This is a genomic window from Mycobacterium basiliense (assembly GCF_900292015.1).
GTDB lineage: Bacteria > Actinomycetota > Actinomycetes > Mycobacteriales > Mycobacteriaceae > Mycobacterium > Mycobacterium basiliense.
The window spans coordinates 3,762,224-3,779,527 of record NZ_LR130759.1 but is presented as its reverse complement, the minus strand read 5'-3'; the positions used below and the strand labels follow the sequence as shown (position 1 = coordinate 3,779,527).

The 17,304-nt window shown below is 63.7% G+C and carries 14 protein-coding genes; 6 read left to right on the top strand and 8 right to left on the bottom strand.

Annotated elements, in window-relative coordinates; genetic code table 11:
* Positions 1 to 104 precede the first annotated feature (104 nt).
* Together MB901379_RS15855 and MB901379_RS15850 are read right to left on the bottom strand one after the other, a co-directional pair.
* The gene (locus tag MB901379_RS15855; protein WP_158017510.1) at positions 105 to 845 is read right to left on the bottom strand and encodes a phosphoadenylyl-sulfate reductase; all 741 of its coding nucleotides are present in this window, start codon (positions 843 to 845) and stop codon (positions 105 to 107) included.
* The gene (locus MB901379_RS15850) at positions 842 to 2,509 is read right to left on the bottom strand and encodes a nitrite/sulfite reductase (protein WP_197717813.1); all 1,668 of its coding nucleotides are present in this window, start codon (positions 2,507 to 2,509) and stop codon (positions 842 to 844) included. The genes MB901379_RS15855 and MB901379_RS15850 overlap by 4 nt, the downstream gene beginning before the upstream one ends.
* A 417-nt stretch (positions 2,510 to 2,926) precedes the next feature.
* Between MB901379_RS15850 and hemW the strand changes: the two genes are divergently transcribed.
* Positions 2,927 to 4,099: a radical SAM family heme chaperone HemW gene (gene hemW, locus MB901379_RS15845; protein WP_158017509.1), complete on the top strand. Its 1,173-nt coding sequence runs from the start codon at positions 2,927 to 2,929 to the stop codon at positions 4,097 to 4,099.
* Positions 4,100 to 4,124: 25 nt separating this feature from the next.
* Here hemW and MB901379_RS15840 read toward each other — a convergent pair whose 3' ends face one another.
* Positions 4,125 to 5,354 carry a sodium-dependent bicarbonate transport family permease gene (locus MB901379_RS15840; RefSeq protein ID WP_158017508.1) on the bottom strand — a complete coding sequence of 410 codons (1,230 nt, stop codon included), beginning with the start codon at positions 5,352 to 5,354 and terminating at the stop codon, positions 4,125 to 4,127.
* A gap of 285 nt (positions 5,355 to 5,639) precedes the next feature.
* The gene (locus MB901379_RS15835) at positions 5,640 to 5,849 is read right to left on the bottom strand and encodes a hypothetical protein (RefSeq protein ID WP_158019230.1); all 210 of its coding nucleotides are present in this window, start codon (positions 5,847 to 5,849) and stop codon (positions 5,640 to 5,642) included.
* A gap of 455 nt (positions 5,850 to 6,304) precedes the next feature.
* Between MB901379_RS15835 and MB901379_RS15830 the strand changes: the two genes are divergently transcribed.
* The gene (locus MB901379_RS15830; RefSeq protein ID WP_408632387.1) at positions 6,305 to 7,600 is read left to right on the top strand and encodes a salicylate synthase; all 1,296 of its coding nucleotides are present in this window, start codon (positions 6,305 to 6,307) and stop codon (positions 7,598 to 7,600) included.
* A 316-nt stretch (positions 7,601 to 7,916) separates the two neighbouring features.
* Here the strand turns inward: MB901379_RS15830 and MB901379_RS25065 are convergent, their stop codons facing one another.
* On the bottom strand, positions 7,917 to 8,093 hold the full coding sequence (locus tag MB901379_RS25065; protein WP_269462759.1) for a hypothetical protein: 177 nt from the start codon (positions 8,091 to 8,093) through the stop codon (positions 7,917 to 7,919).
* A gap of 260 nt (positions 8,094 to 8,353) precedes the next feature.
* Here MB901379_RS25065 and MB901379_RS25060 point away from each other — a divergent pair, with 260 nt between their 5' ends.
* Positions 8,354 to 8,509, top strand: a complete 156-nt coding sequence (locus MB901379_RS25060; RefSeq protein ID WP_269462758.1) for a hypothetical protein — start codon at positions 8,354 to 8,356, stop codon at positions 8,507 to 8,509.
* An 81-nt stretch (positions 8,510 to 8,590) separates the two neighbouring features.
* Positions 8,591 to 9,595 carry an acyl-ACP desaturase gene (locus tag MB901379_RS15820; RefSeq protein WP_408632386.1) on the top strand — a complete coding sequence of 335 codons (1,005 nt, stop codon included), beginning with the start codon at positions 8,591 to 8,593 and terminating at the stop codon, positions 9,593 to 9,595.
* 213 nt (positions 9,596 to 9,808) lie between these two features.
* On the opposite strand, the gene MB901379_RS15815 is transcribed toward MB901379_RS15820, so the two are convergent.
* Both MB901379_RS15815 and MB901379_RS15810 read right to left on the bottom strand, forming a co-directional pair.
* Positions 9,809 to 10,816 carry an alpha/beta hydrolase gene (locus MB901379_RS15815; RefSeq protein WP_197717812.1) on the bottom strand — a complete coding sequence of 336 codons (1,008 nt, stop codon included), beginning with the start codon at positions 10,814 to 10,816 and terminating at the stop codon, positions 9,809 to 9,811.
* A 64-nt stretch (positions 10,817 to 10,880) separates the two neighbouring features.
* On the bottom strand, positions 10,881 to 12,530 hold the full coding sequence (locus tag MB901379_RS15810; RefSeq protein WP_232021879.1) for a (2,3-dihydroxybenzoyl)adenylate synthase: 1,650 nt from the start codon (positions 12,528 to 12,530) through the stop codon (positions 10,881 to 10,883).
* Between the two features lie 193 nt (positions 12,531 to 12,723).
* On the opposite strand from MB901379_RS15810, the gene mbtG reads away from it, so the two are divergent.
* Together mbtG and MB901379_RS15800 are read left to right on the top strand one after the other, a co-directional pair.
* Positions 12,724 to 14,010 carry an NADPH-dependent L-lysine N(6)-monooxygenase MbtG gene (mbtG, locus tag MB901379_RS15805; RefSeq protein ID WP_158017505.1) on the top strand — a complete coding sequence of 429 codons (1,287 nt, stop codon included), beginning with the start codon at positions 12,724 to 12,726 and terminating at the stop codon, positions 14,008 to 14,010.
* Positions 13,991 to 14,206, top strand: a complete 216-nt coding sequence (locus tag MB901379_RS15800; protein WP_158017504.1) for an MbtH family protein — start codon at positions 13,991 to 13,993, stop codon at positions 14,204 to 14,206. Before mbtG ends, MB901379_RS15800 begins: the two co-directional genes overlap by 20 nt.
* Here MB901379_RS15800 and nbtC read toward each other — a convergent pair.
* Positions 14,203 to 17,304, bottom strand: coding sequence for a nocobactin polyketide synthase NbtC (gene nbtC / locus MB901379_RS15795; RefSeq protein ID WP_162334398.1), 3,102 nt, complete (start codon positions 17,302 to 17,304; stop codon positions 14,203 to 14,205). The genes MB901379_RS15800 and nbtC overlap by 4 nt on opposite strands.

The window sequence follows — 17,304 nt, the reverse complement described above, 5'->3', positions numbered from 1 at the left end:
TGCTGCCGAATCCGCGAAAACGCGGCCGCCGGCTGTCGGCCGGGATGTGCCCGTACGTTGCGGCGCGTGGCCGCGCATCGGCGGGTCGTGCCTGGCGGGTGTTGCTACGAGGCGTGCAAACCGCATTCGGTCTTGGCCAGACCCTGCCAGCGCCCGCTGCGCGGGTCGGCGCCGGCGACGGGTTTGGCCGTGCACGGGGCGCAGCCGATCGATGGGTAGCCTTCGTCGATGAGCGGATTGACCAAAACGCCGTTGGCTTCGATGTAGTCCTGGACGTCCCGGTCGGTCCAGGCGGCCAATGGGTTGATCTTCACCAATTTGAACGCCTCGTCGAAAGTGATCAGCGGGGCATTGGCGCGGGTCGGCGCCTCGACCCGGCGCAGTCCGGTCACCCAGGCGGAGTAGTTGCACAGTGTCTTGCTCAGCGGGACGACCTTGCGCAACCGGCAGCATTCGGCGGGGTCGCTTGCGAAGAGGTCCTTGCCCACTAGTTCGTCTTGCTCGGCGACCGTGTGTTCGGGAGTGACATTGAGCACCCGGATGTCGTAGACGGATTGGATCGCGTCGCGGCTGCCGATGGTTTCCGCGAAGTGGTAACCGGTGTCCAAGAACAGCACCGGTACGCCCGGTCGCACCTTGGCGGCCAGATCCACCAGCACGGCATCGGCCATGTTGGAGGCTACGACATAGTTACATGTCGCCCATCCGCGAGGGCCGTTGCTACCGCCGAAGTTTTCCTCGGTCCACCGCAGCAGCTCGGTGGCATCGGCTCCGTCCAGTTCGGCCGCGCCGCGCGCCGCCAACGCACGCAGTTCCGGTTCGGTCAGCCTGGTTGCCTCGCTCATCGCAGTTCGTCCTCCTCGGCCCGAATGGCCCATTGTGCGAATCGCTCACCGTCGGCGCGTTGTTTGACAAAATTGCGCACCACCCGCTCGATGTAGTCGCCAAGCTCTTCACTGGTGACTTTGTGTTGACGCAGCTTGCGGCCAAAACCACTATCCAATCCCAGGCTTCCGCCGAGATGCACCTGGAACCCCTCGACCGATCCGTCATGGCCATCGTCGACCATCTGTCCCTTAAAACCGATGTCGGCCACTTGAATTCGCGCGCACGAGTTGGGGCAGCCATTGATGTTGACGGTGATCGGCACGTCAAGTGTGGAGTTGATATCTTCCAGTCGACGTTCTAGCTCTGGGACCAACGATTGTGCCCGGACTCGGGTTTCGGCGAACGACAGCTTGCAGAACTCGATTCCGCTGCACGCCATCAGGTTGCGGCGCCAACGCGATGGCCGCGATTGCAGACCCAATGCTTCTAGGCCAGCAACGGTACCGTCGAGCTTGTCGTCGGGTACGTCGAGGATGACCAGCTTCTGGTAGGGAGTGAACCGGATGCGGTTCGAACCCGCCTGATCGGCAAGGTCGGCGACCGCCGACAAGATGGTTCCGGATACCCGTCCCGCGATAGGGGCAACCCCAATCGCGTTGAGCCCGTTCTTTAGCCGCTGCACTCCGACGTGGTCGATCGGATGCGTGACCGGCTCGGGAGCCGGGCCGTCGATCAACTGACGGCCGAGGTACTCGCGTTCGAGAACGTCGCGGAATTTTTCTATGCCCCAGTCCTTGATCAAGAATTTCAGCCGCGCCTTGGACCGCAGTCGCCGGTAGCCGTAGTCGCGGAACACCGACGTCACCGCCGCCCACACCTCGGGCACCTCTTGCAACGGAACCCAGGCCCCGACCCGTTGGCCCAACATCGGGTTGGTGGACAGGCCGCCGCCGACCCACAGGTCCAGGCCAGGACCGTGCTCGGGGTGGTTGACGCCGATGAACGCGACGTCGTTGACCTCGTGTACCACATCTTGCAAACCCGAGATGGCGGTCTTGTACTTGCGTGGCAAGTCGGCGAAGTCGGGCTTGCCGATGTAGCGACGTACTATTTCGTCGATCGCCCAGGTCGGGTCAATTACCTCGTCGAGTGATTCGCCGGCCAGCGGCGAGCCCAGCACCACCCGGGGGCAGTCTCCGCAGGCCTCGGTGGTCTGCAGTCCGACTTCATCGAGCCGACGCCAGATTTCGGGGACGTTTTCCACCTCGATCCAGTGGTATTGGATGTTTTCCCGATCCGAGATGTCGGCGGTGTCCCTGGCAAATTGCGTCGAAATCGTGCCCAGGGTGCGCAGTGCGGCAGCCGAGATCGCGCCGCCGTCGCAGCGAACCCGCAGCATGAAGTACCTGGCCTCGAGCTTTTCGATGTTCTCGTCGCCGGTCCAGGAGCCGTCATAACCCTGCTCGCGTTGGGTGTAGAGACCCCACCAGCGAAACCGCCCACGCAGGTCGGTTTTGTCGATGCTGTCGAACCCGTGCTGGGCGTAGAGGGTTTCGATGCGTTCCCGAACGTCGAGCGGGTTGCCTGCCTTCTTGAGCTCTTCATTGGGGTTGAGTGGCTCGCGATTTCCCAGCGCCCACTGGCCCTCGTTGCGGGGCTTGGCGGCGCGTGCGGTGGTCATTGGGCTGTTCTCCTTCGCGAACAGTGCCGACTCCGGCGCGCGCCAAACACCCAGAATTTTCGGGGGACGCAGATCCGGTGGCCAGCTGGAGCTAGCAGATGGGCTGGGTCTACGACGTCAAAACAGACAGCTACAGCTGCAGACGCGCTTGAGGTCGATGTGCCGACGCACGATCAGTGCGATACGCAGATTCGGGTTCGCAGCGGCCACGGTGACATTCTGCCATGGACCGCGCTCGGGCGCGCGACCAGGCCCAATTTCTTCTCACGCTGAGCAGAACTACCGCCGAGGTGGGTGCTTGGACGGTCGACACGGGCGTGCGCTGGATGGGGGAGGAACGTGGCCAGGTAGGGCGACGTGCGCTCGGCCGAGCCGGCCATCCGGCCGATCGCCCGTCGCATCGTGGGAAGATTTGGCATGACTGTTCGCGAGGCACCGGTCGACCTGCCCGCCATACTGCCGAATCCGGACCATCCGTTTGGGCTGTATGTGCACGTTCCGTTCTGTGTGACCCGGTGCGGGTATTGCGACTTCAACACGTACACGCCGGCCGAGTTGGGCGGCGTCAACCCGGATGCCTGGCTGCTGGCGGTGCGCACGGAACTCGAGTTGGCGGCCGCGCGGCTCAATGCGCCGACGGTGAATACCGTGTTCGTGGGTGGCGGGACACCGTCCTTGCTGGGTGGTGAGCGGCTGGCCACATTGCTGGGCATGGTGCGAGAGCATTTTGTGCTTGCCTCCGATGCCGAGGTCACCACCGAGGCCAACCCCGAGTCCACCTGGCCAGAGTTCTTTGGTGCCATCCGGGCAGCCGGGTACACCCGGGTGTCACTGGGCATGCAGTCGGTTGCGCCGCGGGTGCTGGCCACCCTGGACCGGGTGCACTCGCCGGGTCGGGCCGCGGCGGCGGCGGGCGAGGCGTTGGCGGCGGGCTTCCAACATGTCAACCTAGACCTGATCTACGGCACTCCCGGAGAGTCCGATGACGACTTGCTGCGTTCGGTGGATGCTGCCGTCGAGTCCGGTGTCGACCATGTTTCGGCCTACGCCCTAGTGGTCGAGGAGGGCACGGCAATGGCCCGGCGGGTACGCAGCGGAGAGCTGGCGGTACCCGAAAACGACGTGCTGGCGCACCGCTACGAGCTGGTCGACGCGCGGCTGACCGAAGCCGGGCTGGCATGGTACGAGGTGTCCAATTGGTCGCGGCCGGGAGGCCAGTGCCAACACAACCTCGGTTACTGGGACGGTGGCCAGTGGTGGGGGGTCGGTCCCGGCGCACACGGGTACGTCGGCGCGACTCGATGGTGGAATGTCAAGCATCCCAACACTTATGCTGAGATGCTGGCGGCGAGGGCGTTGCCGGTGAAGGACTACGAGCAGCTCGAGGCGGGCGCACTGCACACCGAAGATGTGCTGCTGAAAATCCGGCTGCGGCAAGGTTTGCCGCTGGCTGGGCTCGATGCCGCCGAACGGGAGCGTGCGAAAGCGGTGGTGGCCGATGGTCTGCTGACCTCCGACGGCGACAGGCTGGTTCTCACCGATCGGGGGCGGCTGCTGGCCGACGCTGTTGTGCGCACACTGCTCGGGTAACTCCGGCCGAGGGTGGTGTGGCCGATCACCCGGTGGTGTGGAACCAAATGCCAACCATGCGGGCGATCTCGATGTAGAGCGGGATCCCGATCGTGACGTTGTAGGAGAAGGTCAAACCCAGTGATGCTGCCAGCGGCAGCGTTGGGCTGGCTTCGGGGATCGCCAGCCGCTGGACGGCCGGCACCGCGATGTAAGACGCCGCACCGCAAAGTACCGCGAACAACACATAGGTGCCCGGTTTGAAGTCGCTGTTGGTGAGGTAGGCGTAGCTGTGAGCGACGATGATGCCGAGCGTGGCAAAAAGATTCGGGGCCAGTAGACCGAAGAAGATGAAGCCGCGACCGGCCGTCCTCAGGTCCTTCAACTTGCGGGAGGCCGTCATGCCCATCTCCAGCAGGAAAAGGGCGAGCACACCTTGGAATGCGGTGACGAAGAACGTGTCGTCGTCGTGGACCACCTTCTCGCCTTGCAGCCCGCTGATGAGGCCGATGATGATGCCGCCGAGGAGGAGGCAGAGCCCGGGGTTGAGGAACACTTCTTGCAGCAGCTCTCGTGAAAACAGCGAAGCCTTCCGGTTGGCCTTCTTTGTTTCGTCCCAGTCCTGATGCTCCGGTTTTTCCAGCGAAAGTTCCAGCTCCTGCTCGATGTCGCGGTCGGTGGCCAGGCTTTCCCCACGTGCCGGCCGTGCGGCGGTTCCCGGTCCGACCGAGACCTTCGCCGGGGGTGTGTAGCCCGGCTCGTCGGGCATGAATCCGGCCTCGTCCATGCCGCGGTGCCGCAGGCGTGCCACCAGATAAAGCGCCACCAGGCAGCCGGGAATCTCCATCACCGCCAGCATGACGGGCATGTACGCGTTGAAGGCGATGCCGACGCTGGTAAGGACGGCCACACAGGTGGCAAAGGTTCCGGCCGAGTCTGACCCGTAATAGCCGGCAACCGTCGCCCGGTCGACTTTTCGCATGGTGCTCAGGCGGCTCAGGAGCAGGTAAGCAAGCCCCCCGATCAAAAAATTCAGGAGGAAGCCAACGGCCATGAACCCGACGATGGTGCCGATGCTGGACGGTTTGATCTTGGCGAGCTCCTCACCGCCATGCCAGCCGATGGCCAGCAGGAGGTACATGGTGAGGCCCTGGTAGATGACATACGGGAACTCGAACCGCACCTTGAGGATCGGAATCAGGAACCCGAAGTAGAAGAACAGCAAAAGCGGTTTGAACAGGTTATGGGTGAAGTTCTCCCAGAACTCGTGCAGCATTGGCGCCTCCCATCGTGCCTCGATCCAGGCAGCACCCACGATCAGCGGAGCAACCGGGAACACACCCCATACAACGCTGAGAATTTAGCGAGGCTGCAGGCAAATCTCCACTCGAACCCACGCCGAAGTACCTGGATGTTGCCTGTTTTGGCGGCCGCAGTGACCCGCGAAACCGTCCTGTAACAGCTTGCGATGCCAATTGCGCTGGCCCTGCGCAGGTGGGGCGCGAAAGGGGAGAGTTTAGTGTGAATCGACTGCCAATTGACTGTGAGCTTGTGAATATGGTCAGCGTGCGGAGGAAACCAGCGATGGGCGCACACCGATGTCGCGCTTGCGGTGTGTTACCGAATGCCACGCGATGGGCGAGTAGTGGGTGGTGGTTTCTTCGAAGCCGTCGACTCGGCAAACGGTCAGCACGCCAGTGTTCTCATTGATCGAGAACTCTTCGTTTTCGCCGTGGATTTCTTCTCCATCGGCAAGCCGGATTATGAACATGTGCAGGGCCTCCCTGATGCGTGCTGCAGCTGGGCGTAGAAAACCACCGCTGACGGGCTCCATTGTTCCGCACGGTTAACCAGCGATCATAGGCCGATCGTGGGGGCGGCGTCGGCGGCCACAAACGTAAATGGTTTGTGAAGGTTTCTTCTCGGCATTCCGGATCAGGCCATGGGAGCGGTCCTGCCACGCCCATCGATCGTCGGCATGCGGGCCTGCGCACGACACCGCAGCCGCAGCAGCGCCCTTGCCGCGCTGGCGGATGGCACCGCCCAACCTCGACACCCGTTGGGGGGTTGGGGCCGCAAGCGTTTCACTCCGGCTGAATCCAACCGCATGCGCGGTGAATCGGTGGGCGAGGCAGCGTTCCTATGTAGGTTAGGCTACATTTACTAACTGTGGTGGAGGTCAGTGTCGAAGCGAGTGGTGTCAGTACCGCCGAACTGTCGATTCCGATGCCGGCCGATATCGAGCCGGCCGATCTTGTCGCGGAGCTAGCCGCCGCGCTCTGCGAGCCGGTCGATGAGGAATATCTGCTCTATGAGCACGACGGGCAATGGGTCCTGGCTTTGGGCGTGCAAGCCACGGTGGAGCTGGACAGCGACGAACTGCGGGTCACGCGCGACGGCGTGACCCAGCGGCAACTGTGGTCGAGTAGACCGGGCCATGTGCTGGGTGAAGCTGTCGACCGGTTGTTGTTGGAGACCGATCAAGTCTTCGGCTGGATTACGTTCGAATTCGGTGTCTATCGCTACGGGCTGCAGGAGCGGCTGGCGCCTGGCACCCCGCTGGCCCGGGTCTTTTGGCCGCAAACCCGCATCGTGGTGACTCGGGAAAGCATCTGCCTTCTCGGTGCGGCAACCCACCACCGTGAGGCGGTGGAACGAGTGCTCCGCAACGGGGTCAGCGACGTGTGCCATTCGCGCGTGGTCGACGTGTCCGGCGACCCGTCCGGTTACCGCGATCGGGTAGCTCGGGCTGTCGGTGAGATCGTCGCCGGCCGATACCGCAAGGTCATCCTATCTCGTTGTGTTCAAGTTCCTTTCGAACTCGACTTCCCGTCAACCTATCGACTGGGGCGCCGGAACAACACACCGGTGAGGTCTTTTCTGTTGCAATTCAGTGGAATCCGCGCTCTTGGTTACAGTCCGGAGCTTGTCGCCGCCGTTGCACCCGACGGTACGGTGGTCACCGAACCGTTGGCCGGCACCCGGGCGCTGGGCCGCGGTCCCGCGCACGACCGCCAAGCGCGCGACGACCTGGAGACGAATTCCAAAGAGATCGTTGAGCATGCAATTTCGGTGCGCACCTCACTTGACGAGATCGCCGAGGTTGCCGAGCCGGGAACCGCAGCCGTCACCGATTTCATGGCGGTGCGTGAGCGCGGAAGTGTGCAACACCTCGGCTCCACGGTCACTGCGCGGCTGGATCCGTCCAGCGACCGGATGGACGCCCTAGAGGCCCTATTCCCCGCGGTAACGGCTTCTGGAATTCCCAAGGCCGACGGGGTCGAAGCAATCTTGCGTCTGGATGAAGGTCCGCGGGGGTTGTATTCGGGTGCGGTCGTAATGTTTTCCGCGGACGGCGGCCTTGATGCCGCACTGGCGCTACGAGCCGCCTACGAATGCGATGGCCACACGTGGCTGCGTGCCGGCGCCGGCATCATCGAGGCTTCGGCTCCCGAGCGCGAATTCGAAGAGACGTGCGAGAAGCTGTCCACGCTGGCGCCGTATCTGGTTGAGCGTCAGTAACCGTCGTCACTAGCTGAGGCGCGGCATCGCCGCGCCGTACAACTGGGCCATTGGCCCGGCCGCAACACCGCGCGATCGGTGCGGACTTCGATTTGGTTACGGGGACTTTCGGCCCTAGTGGAGATCAGCGTCAACCGGCGAGGCTTCGACTCTGGCGGCAATCGATGTTGCGGATCACCGGAAGAAAGCGGGGCTGCTGCGCGTGTCTACCATCAGGCCCTGGTCGGTGCGGGCGTTTCCCAATGTCGCCGTGCGGTGCGATGAGCGGGTTTCGGTTCGTCAAGGCGAACGCGTGGCGCGCGCGGTGGGCCGAGTGCTAGCTGATCGGGAGATCATCGGTGATGCCCGGGTTCGTTTGAAATCGGGAACCTGTGGCCGCGGTCCGGTGCTGGTGCAGGTGAATCTGCGCATGGGCGGGCTCCCGGTGCGGGTACTCGCTGTCACCCCGGGCATCGATGATCTGGCGCCGGCGCTGCTCCGACTGGATCGCCATGTCGAGCGGATGTACCAGCAGTGGTGCCCCCGGTCGTGGCCTGATCCCACCCGCCGGCTGTTGACCGCATCCAGCGAGGCGGTTGTTCGGCGCCGTAAATCGGTTGCGCTGCAGCGCACTACGCCTTTGGAAGCGGTGGTCTACAGAGCTGGACCGTCGGGGCTACGACTGGCCCGTCAGCGGCACGTGTATCCACCGGGATGGGCGTGGTCGCCCAGCATCGCCGGACCGCCGGTGTCGCGGATCGTGAATCTCGCCCGATGCCAAATCTGGACGAAGAGGCGGCGCCGAGCCGTGCCCGCGAGCACGCACTTCATCTGCTGTTCTTCACCGATTCGGCCACCGGACGGGGCAGCCTGCTCTATCAGCGCTACGACGGGAACCTTGGACTGATCAGTCCCGCGCGGCGTGGCTGATTTGAATGTTACTGATATATACAGATATATTGACTGTTACTGTTCGATACACATAGCTGGGAGACGGTCGTGCCCAAAGAGATGACAAACCTACAGCTACTTCATGAGCTAGAGCCGGTGGTTGAGAACCTGCTCAATCGCCATCTGTCGATGTTTAAGGAATGGAGCCCCCACGACTACATACCCTGGTCGGATGGCAAGAATTTCTACGCCCTGGACGGCCGGCACTGGGAGCCGGGGCAGACCCAGCTCTCCGACGTCGCCCAGGTGGCGATGGTGCAGAACTTGTTGACCGAGGATAATTTACCGTCGTATCACCGTGAGATCGCGATGAACTTCAGCATGGACGGCCCCTGGGGGCAGTGGGTCAATCGATGGACCGCCGAGGAGAACCGGCACAGTATCGCGCTGCGCGACTATTTGGTGGTCACGCGTGCGGTCGATCCCGTCGAGCTGGAAAAGTTGCGCATGGAGCAAATGACAAGGGGTTTCAGTCCGGGCCAGAACCACCAGGGCGAAATGTTTGCTGAGAGTATTTTCGACTCGGTCATGTACGTCTCCTTCCAAGAGTTGGCGACCCGTGTCTCGCATCGCAACACGGGCAAGGCGTGCCGCGATCCCATCGCGGACCAACTGCTTGCCAGGGTGTCGGCGGACGAAAATCTGCACATGATCTTCTACCGCGATATCAGCGCGGCCGGTCTGGAGATCGCCCCCAATCAAGCGATGCAGTCCGTCCACCGGATCTTGCGCAACTTCAAGATGCCCGGCTTTACCGTGCCCGAGTTCCGCCGCAAGGCGGTGATTATCGCCGTCGGTGGTGTCTACGATCCACGGATCCACCTCAACGAGGTGGTGCTGCCGGTGCTGAAGAAGTGGCGAATTTTCGAGCGTGAGGACTTCACCGGCGAGGCCGCATGGATGCGTGACGATCTGGCGTTGCTGATTGAGGAACTCGAGGAAACCTGCGAAAAATTCGAGGAATCCAAGCAGCGCTATCTCGAGCGCGAGGCCCGCAAAGCCGAGAAGATCACTGCCAACAAGGTGCTCAAAACCGAAGGGACGCTTACGCTCAGTCGACGCTGAACGCGGTCGTATGCCGTCCTCGGCCCGGGGCCCCGGACTGCTATCGGCCATCGCTCCGGATGGTCGCCCGGCATGTGGCTGGCCGACGATTCGATTACTGATTCGATCGCAGACACAAAAAGGGGCCGCGGCCGCAAGGGTCGGAGCGCGAAGCGCACCGAGGTGAGCCGCTCCCGGGTTGGACCCTGCCCGCCAGGCGCGCGGCGCATCGCGTCAGCTCGCCCCGGCGGCAGCGTTCTCCCGCAATGAGTTTGCGATAAATTGAGCGACATAAGCCATGGCGCTAGCGGCTTCCGGCGACATGCGGGGAAGTGCCTGGAATACATGCATCTGATCTGGCCAGACCTGCAATTCGCAACTGCCTCCGGCGGTACGGATGTCGTCGGCGAGCTGACGGGCGTCCGCCTCCAGCATTTCCGCCGCACCCACCTGGATCAGCGTCGCGGGGAGTTTGGGTCCGCCGGCGACGTCGAGGGTTAACCGGTGATGACCGGGATCGACCCCGGCATGGTAGAGGCTGACCACGCGGGCGGCGGCGGCGGCCCGGACCGCGGGGTCGGGGCGGAGCCGTTCGCGAGCTGCCGAGAGGGTAAACGTCAGATCGATCAATGGCGAGAACAATACCAGCGATGCGGGCGGTGCCGCGGCGATTTCGGGTTGCAGCAATAGGTCGACTGTCAAATGTCCGCCCGCCGAATCGGCAACGACGGCAAGACGTTCCGGTGCGAAGCCACACGCTGTAGGCAGCCAATCCCAGCCCGCCCGCACGTCGTCGGCAGCGGCGGGGAAGCGGTAACGCGGCGCCAGCCGGTAGGCGACCGCGAACACCGGCAGCTCGGTTACCGACGACAGCCAGGACGTCAGTCGGCGGTGCGTGCGTGGCGAGCACATCGTGTACCCGCTGCCGTGCACATAGTAGATTGCCCCGGAGGCTGGACTCGGGCGATGCGCCCCGGCCGGCGGCGGTAGGTATGGCCCGTAGACCCACTCGCCGGTGACACGACGCCCGTCCGGCAGCACGGTGTTGACCTGTTTGACGTGTGTGCCCGCCAGCGATGGCCCGAAGGTGTCCATGAGTCTGGCGATCAGCTGGCGCGTCACCCACATTCCCCAGGCTCGTTCTGGCGGTATCGCCGCGGTGATGGCCGGCAGCATCACCGAACTCAGCGCTACCGCGGTGCGTGATCGCAGTGACCCGCGCGCTGGAACACCGTCGATCATGCAACGAAGTCAATACCAAATGCTGACACTAATCAATGTCGGCCCGCGCGATCGCTTCAGCGGTTTACCGGGATGGCGTGTTCGAGTCGCTCAACTGCCGCGCGATCGCGTTCTTGTCAATCTTGCCCACGGGCGTGGTGGGCAGTGACGGCAGCGTGAGTAGCAGATCGACCCGAGCGTGCGTCGCCACCCCCCGCTTATCGAGGTAGCCGTTCAACTCGGTGACGGTCATCGGGGAACCGTCAAAAACAACTGCCGCACAGATTTTTTCACCTAGGTAAGGATCAGGTATCGGCACGGCGGCGGCAGACGAAATCGCCGGGTGGCTGAGCAGTTGGTCTTCGAGGTCCTGAGCGGAGACCGTTTCACCGCTCCGGCAGATGACGTCTTTGACGCGACCGGTGACCACCAGGTAGCCGTCTGCGCGCAGCCGTACTAGGTCGCCGCTGCGGTAGAAGCCGTCACGGTCGAAGCAGCGCTCGTTATCGTCGTCGGCGCGAAAGTAGCCGTTGATCGTGTACGGTCCGCGCACCAGTAGCTCGCCTTCCTCCCCAGGGGACACTGGCGTGCCCGCGCCGTCGACGATGCGCAGTTCGTCGGCGGCACACAGTGGTCGTCCCTGGGTGTGCTCGAGCAGCTCTGGTTCGTCATCGAGCCGAGTGAAATTCAGCAGTCCCTCGGCCATCCCGAAGACCTGCTGAAGCCCCGGTGTCAACGCTGTGCGTATGCGTCGAGCGTCCGCGGGTTCCAGCCTGGCGCCGCCGACCTGCAAAAGCCGCAATGACTTCGGTGTCACCGGCTCCCAGTCACAGGCCTGGGCCCATAATTTGGCCAGCGCCGGCACCAACGCGGTGGCAGTGACACCATGGCGATCGATGGTGGCGAACGCGGCCTCGGGGCTGGGATCGACGCCGAAAACAATTGTGGCGCCGACGCTTATCGCGCCGAGGATGCCAGGGCAGGCCAGCGGAAAGTTGTGTGCGGCCGGGAGCGCCACCAGGTATACATCCGCACTGGTCAGCTGGCACAACTGCGCACTCGCGGTGGCGTTGTAGACATAGTCGTCGTGTGTCCGCGGAATTAGCTTGGGCATACCGGTGGTGCCGCCGGACACCAGTAGCAACGCGGGGGACCCGGTATCGATGGTGATCTCGGGGACCGCCCCGGCGGGCAGGGCTGACCAGGCCAAGAACGGGCCGGCGTTGCCGTCGACGATGATGTGCCGCAGCGTGGGGTGCGCGGCCAGCAGCTGCTCAGCCATCGAGCGGTAGTCGAATCCGCCCGCCGCTTCGGTCACGACCAGCCCGACCGCACCGCTGACTTGTGCGAAGCGACGCAGCTCGGCCAGCCGATGCCCGGGCAGGCACATCACCGGGACAGCGCCGGCGCGCAGCAGCCCGAATAGTGCCACAACGAACTGGCAGGAATTGGGCAGCTGCAGCAGCACCCGGTCACCCGGCGCGATCCCAACACTGGCGAACCCGCCGGCGGCGCGGTCCGCCAATTCGTCCAGTTCGGAATAGGTATGGCTGTTGCCGGCATCCACCACGCCCACCCGGTCGGGCCAGCCCGTGGCCGCCTGTCGCAGCAGGGAATCAACGGGGTGGCCGGTCCAATACCCGGCGGCACGGTAGCTGGCCGCTCGGTCGGGGGGAAACGGTGTAAACCCCGCCAGCGACCCGGGTTGCGGCGGTAGAGCAGCGATATCAGGCACTCGGTAGCTCCCCCTGGGGCGAGAGTGTCCCGCCTCTTGGACATAGGGTAGCGTACACGAAGTTAGGACAGCCTGGGCTAACAGCGGAGGTGGGTGTGGGCGGCGCAGCATGCGTCGGTGTGGCGGCGAACGGAACATGCCACCCGTATGAGCTGGCGTGTTTCCAGCGGCCTTGGCGATTGCGAGGTGGCTCATGAGCGGCACGCTCGCGATCGTCGGTGCCGGCGCAAAGGCGGTGGCGGTGGCGGCCAAGGCCGCGGCGTTGCGTGAGATGGACGTCGAGGTTCCCGACGTCGTGGCGATCGAATCCTCCGGAGTGGCCGCCAATTGGTGCGCCGGGGGTGGCTGGACCGACGGCCGGCAGCGGTTGGGGACCAGCCCCGAAAAGGACATCGGCTTCCCGTACCGATCGGCGTTGGTGCCGGGACGCAACACGGAGCTCGACGAGCGCATGATGCGGTTCAGCTGGCAGTCGTATCTGGTTGACACCGACCAATTTGTGGGCTGGATTGATCGCGGCAGGCCGGCGCCGGTGCACGATACGTGGGCTCGTTACCTGCAATGGGTTGCCGACCGGATTGGCTTGAAAGTCGTTCGGGGCGAGGTGGTCCAGCTCGCGATGAACGACTCGAGGTGGCTGGTGTGCACGCCCGATACGCGTTTGGCAGCGGAAATGGTGATGTTTACCGGTCCCGGTCAACCGCAGCGGTCGATACTGACCGGCGATCCGCGGGTGCTCTCGATTGCGCAGTTTTGGCAGCGTGCGGCGCGCCATGATCGCATAGTCGCCGACCGCGTCGCAGTCATCGGTGGCGGAGAGACCGCCGCGTCGATTCTCAACGAGCTTTTTCATCATCGGGTTTCGGCGATCACGGCGATCGCACCACAAGCAACCCTGTTCACCCGCGGCGAGGGCTTCTTCGAAAACTCGCTGTTTTCCGATCCAACCGGCTGGCATAGCCTCACTCAGGCCGAACGGCGCGACTGCATTGCACGCACCGATCGCGGGGTTTTCTCCGCGCGCGTGCAAGAGTCCCTGCTTGCCGACGAACGAATCACACATATGCGCGGCCGCGTTGCTCGTGCGACAAACCGCGACGAGCGTGTTTGGATCACGCTGTCGACCGATTGCTGCGGTGAGCCACGGGAAACCTTGCACGAATTCGATATCGTCATAGACGGTTCCGGTGCTGACCCACTGTGGTTTTTGCCGTTGCTCAGTAGGGATGTGATTAACCGGCTGGAGATGGGCCTGGGCGGGTCGCTAACCGGCGAGCGCCTGGAGGAGTCGATCGGTCCTGACTTAGCTGTTATGGGTGTCGATCCGAAACTTTTCTTGCCCAACCTATCCGGTCTCAATGCGGGGCCAGGATTCCCTAATCTGAGTTGCCTGGGCCTGCTGTCCGACCGGGTCCTCGGTGCGGATCTCGGTGTCACCCAGCGACCGATAAGGAGAAGCGGTGAGTACCAATCCGTTTGACGACGACAATGGTTCGTTCTACGTCCTGGCCAACGATGAGGATCAGCACAGCCTGTGGCCGGCATTCGCTGATGTTCCCGCCGGCTGGCGCATCGTGTTCGGAGAGGACACCCGCGTCAATTGTCTGTCCTACGTTGAGGAGCGTTGGACCGACATGCGTCCCAAGAGCCTTCGCGAGGCAATGGCCAACGACTAACGTCCCTGAGTAGATGCGCCGAGCATGCCTACGACGTCCGCGATCGACGCCCCGCCGAGGAGTTCGGCGACGTCAAGATCATGATCGAACTCGTTCTTGACGCGCCGGCGTAACTCAAGCGCCTGCAACGAATCCAGCCCGATCGCAACCATGGGAACCGTGGTGTCGATCGTTTCGGCCCGGTCGACGCCGATGGCCCCGGCCAGCAGGTTGACCAGCCGGTGCGAGAGACCGGCAGGCCCGATTGTGTTCTGGGACTGGGCTGACGGTGTCACCTCGGCGAGCGGCGCCGACAGCTGAGACAACAATTGGGCGTGGCCGCAGGTTTCCAGCACCGAGCGGGCGCGATCCAGGTCGAACGCGGCGATGATGGCATTCCCCGGGAGCCGGCTCATTCCTAGGGCGAGCGCATCGGCAGCGGTCATTGGGAGCAGACCGGTAAAGGCCAATTTCGCCATGCCGGTGTTGCCCGGATCGGAACTAACCTGCCACTGACCCCATTGCACCGCGACGCAGTCCACTCCGTCGGCGCGTAGCCGGTGTGCCATGGCGTCGAGCATTCGATTGGACGCTGCGTAGATGATCAGGCCACGGCCGCCGACGGTTGCTGCGACTGACGAGCAGAGAATGATTCGGCAATCCGCGGTGCGAGGAAAGGTTTGTAGGATTCGCCAAATGCCGACCACCTTGGCACGCAACGCCTGGTCGACCTTTTCGGCCGTGATATCGGCCAGTTCTATACCCGAATACTGCACGGCTGCATGGATAATCAAATCCGCGGGGTCATCTTGGTTGCTGCGTGCCAATAGCGACACTGCCGCTTGATCCCCTACGTCGCAGGCGGCGACGTGGATGTGCGTCGACGTGGTAGCACGGATGTGTTGCAATCGTTCTGCGACGGTAGCGGTCTCACCCGATCGGCTGACAATGGTGATGCGCCGCGCGCCGCGACGTGCGAAGTGTTCGGTGAAGTCGAGCCCGAGCGTGCCGGTCCCACCGATGACAAGCACGTGTTGTGGGGCCGAGCCGGAATCCGGAGTGTCAGCATCGATTTCCACGACTCGTTTCGCATACAGCCCGCCATCGCGCATGGCCAGCGCGGACTCCCCGTCGGTGTGCAACGCCGAAAGGATGGTGGCGGCCGCATCCGAAGACATTGGTGCGGTCGGCAGATCGAGGTGGCGGAAATTTACTCCCGGATACTCCGATCCGATGCTGCGCAAACCCGCAATTGCCGCCGCGTGTACCGGATCCGGCGGTGCATCGTCGTTAAGGACCGCCTCACCGCCTACCGTTACCAGCCAGCAATCGTTGATCGTCTTGTTGGCTCCCGGCCACCACGCGCGGTCGGAGAAGAATGTGGTCACCGCCGCCGCGGCCGCTCCGTCGTCCAGCCTCGGTGACCTGGCCAAGAGGATAACGAGGGCATTGAGATCGGTGCTGCTATCGATGTTGTCCGTGACCAAAGTGGCCGTGGCGCCGAGTTCTCGGGCCGCTTCCGACAGATCGGTGACAAGCTCCGCGTAGGCCCCGGTGTGGTCAACCAGTCCGATAGATCTGGGCCTCACCAGCGAGCGTCGCGATAGCCGAATCCATTTCTCCACGAGGAGGCGCGGCGGTGCGACTGTTTCGTGCGCCGGTGCGGCCGTCTCTGCGGGCCCCGCGGTCGAGGTTGACGTTCGGCCGGTGCCCTGAGTTGGGACCTCAGCATAGGGCAGCCAGAGCCGGCTGTCGTTGGTCAGACTGTTGGGAAAGTCGGGCAAAGGGAGCCAGGGGCGGCCCTCGGTGTCGATGCGCAGGCAGCCCCACGAGTAGTTCAGGTCGTGCAGGGCCAGCTGCGCGAGATTATGCGTGAATTCGCCCAGACTGGTCGCGGTTCGGTTGGATGTGCCGACCACTGTGGTCGTGCGGTCGTCGTCTTCGCTGAGGCCGGCAGCCAAATTCTCTTGAATGGCCAGCTGCAGCGTTGGATGCTCGGCCAGTTCGACGAACGTGTCGACGCCGAGGGTCGCCGCGGCCGCGACCGCCTTGTCGAACCGAACGGTGTTGCGTAGATTCCAAAACCAGTACTCGTCAACCGGTAGCTCCTGGGTGATGGCGTCACCGAGGGTGGCGCCCAGACATTCGATGTCGGTGTCGAGGAACTTCGGATTCTGCAGCTCGCGTTGCGCGGTCGCGCGCACATTGTCGCCGAGTTGATTGATCAAGCTGGTGTGGGCGGGGAACTGGACCCGGATGACTCGGGCGAACACATCGCGTTGGGTGAACGCGTTCACTACGGCTTCGACCGTTTGTCGCTCGCCGGAGATTCCGACCATGTTCGGTGAATTCACCACCGAGAGCTGTGCCCAACCCGAACAACGCGCCAGCACGTCCTCGCAGACGTCGCGGTCGGCGGCGATGACTGCCATTGCATAGTCGCCAGCGGCGAACTCGTCTGCGGCGCCAGCGCGGATGCCGACCACGCGAACGGCGTCTGCCAGGGTGACCTTGCCGGAGAAGTAGGCCGCCGCGATCTCTCCCTGGCTGTGCCCGACGGTGATGTCGGGTGCAATGCCGAATGATCGCCACATCGCCGCCAGTCCGGCCATTTGGGTAAACAACGCGGGTTGGACGGTGCTGGCGTTGTCTTCGGCGGGATGGTGCTCGTCGAGAAGGTAGGCCAGTGGGGATTGGCCCAGGTGTGCCTCGAAAGCCTCGGTGCAGCGGTCCACCTCAGCCCGAAACGCGGGGACCGACTCATAAAACAGCCGGCCCATCCCGGGGCGCTGGCCGCCTTGCCCCGGAAAGACATAGGCAAGTCGGCGGGTCGTCGCGGGCGCGGTGGTGCGTACCACCGCTGGGTGTTCGCGGCCATCGGTTACCGCCCGTAGCGCGCTGAGCAGCTCGTCACGATTGGCCACCATGGCTAGGGCACGGTGCTTGCGCGGCATGCGAGTGCGAAACAGCATGCTTGCGATCGCCTGCGCGTCGATGTCGGGATGATCCGCGGCGTAGCTAAGCAGGGCAGCGGCCTCGCCCGGCACCAGCTCGGCCGTATCCGATGTCAAAAGGACGGGAATGTTGCCATCCGGGAGCCGGTAGTTAGTAGCCGTCAC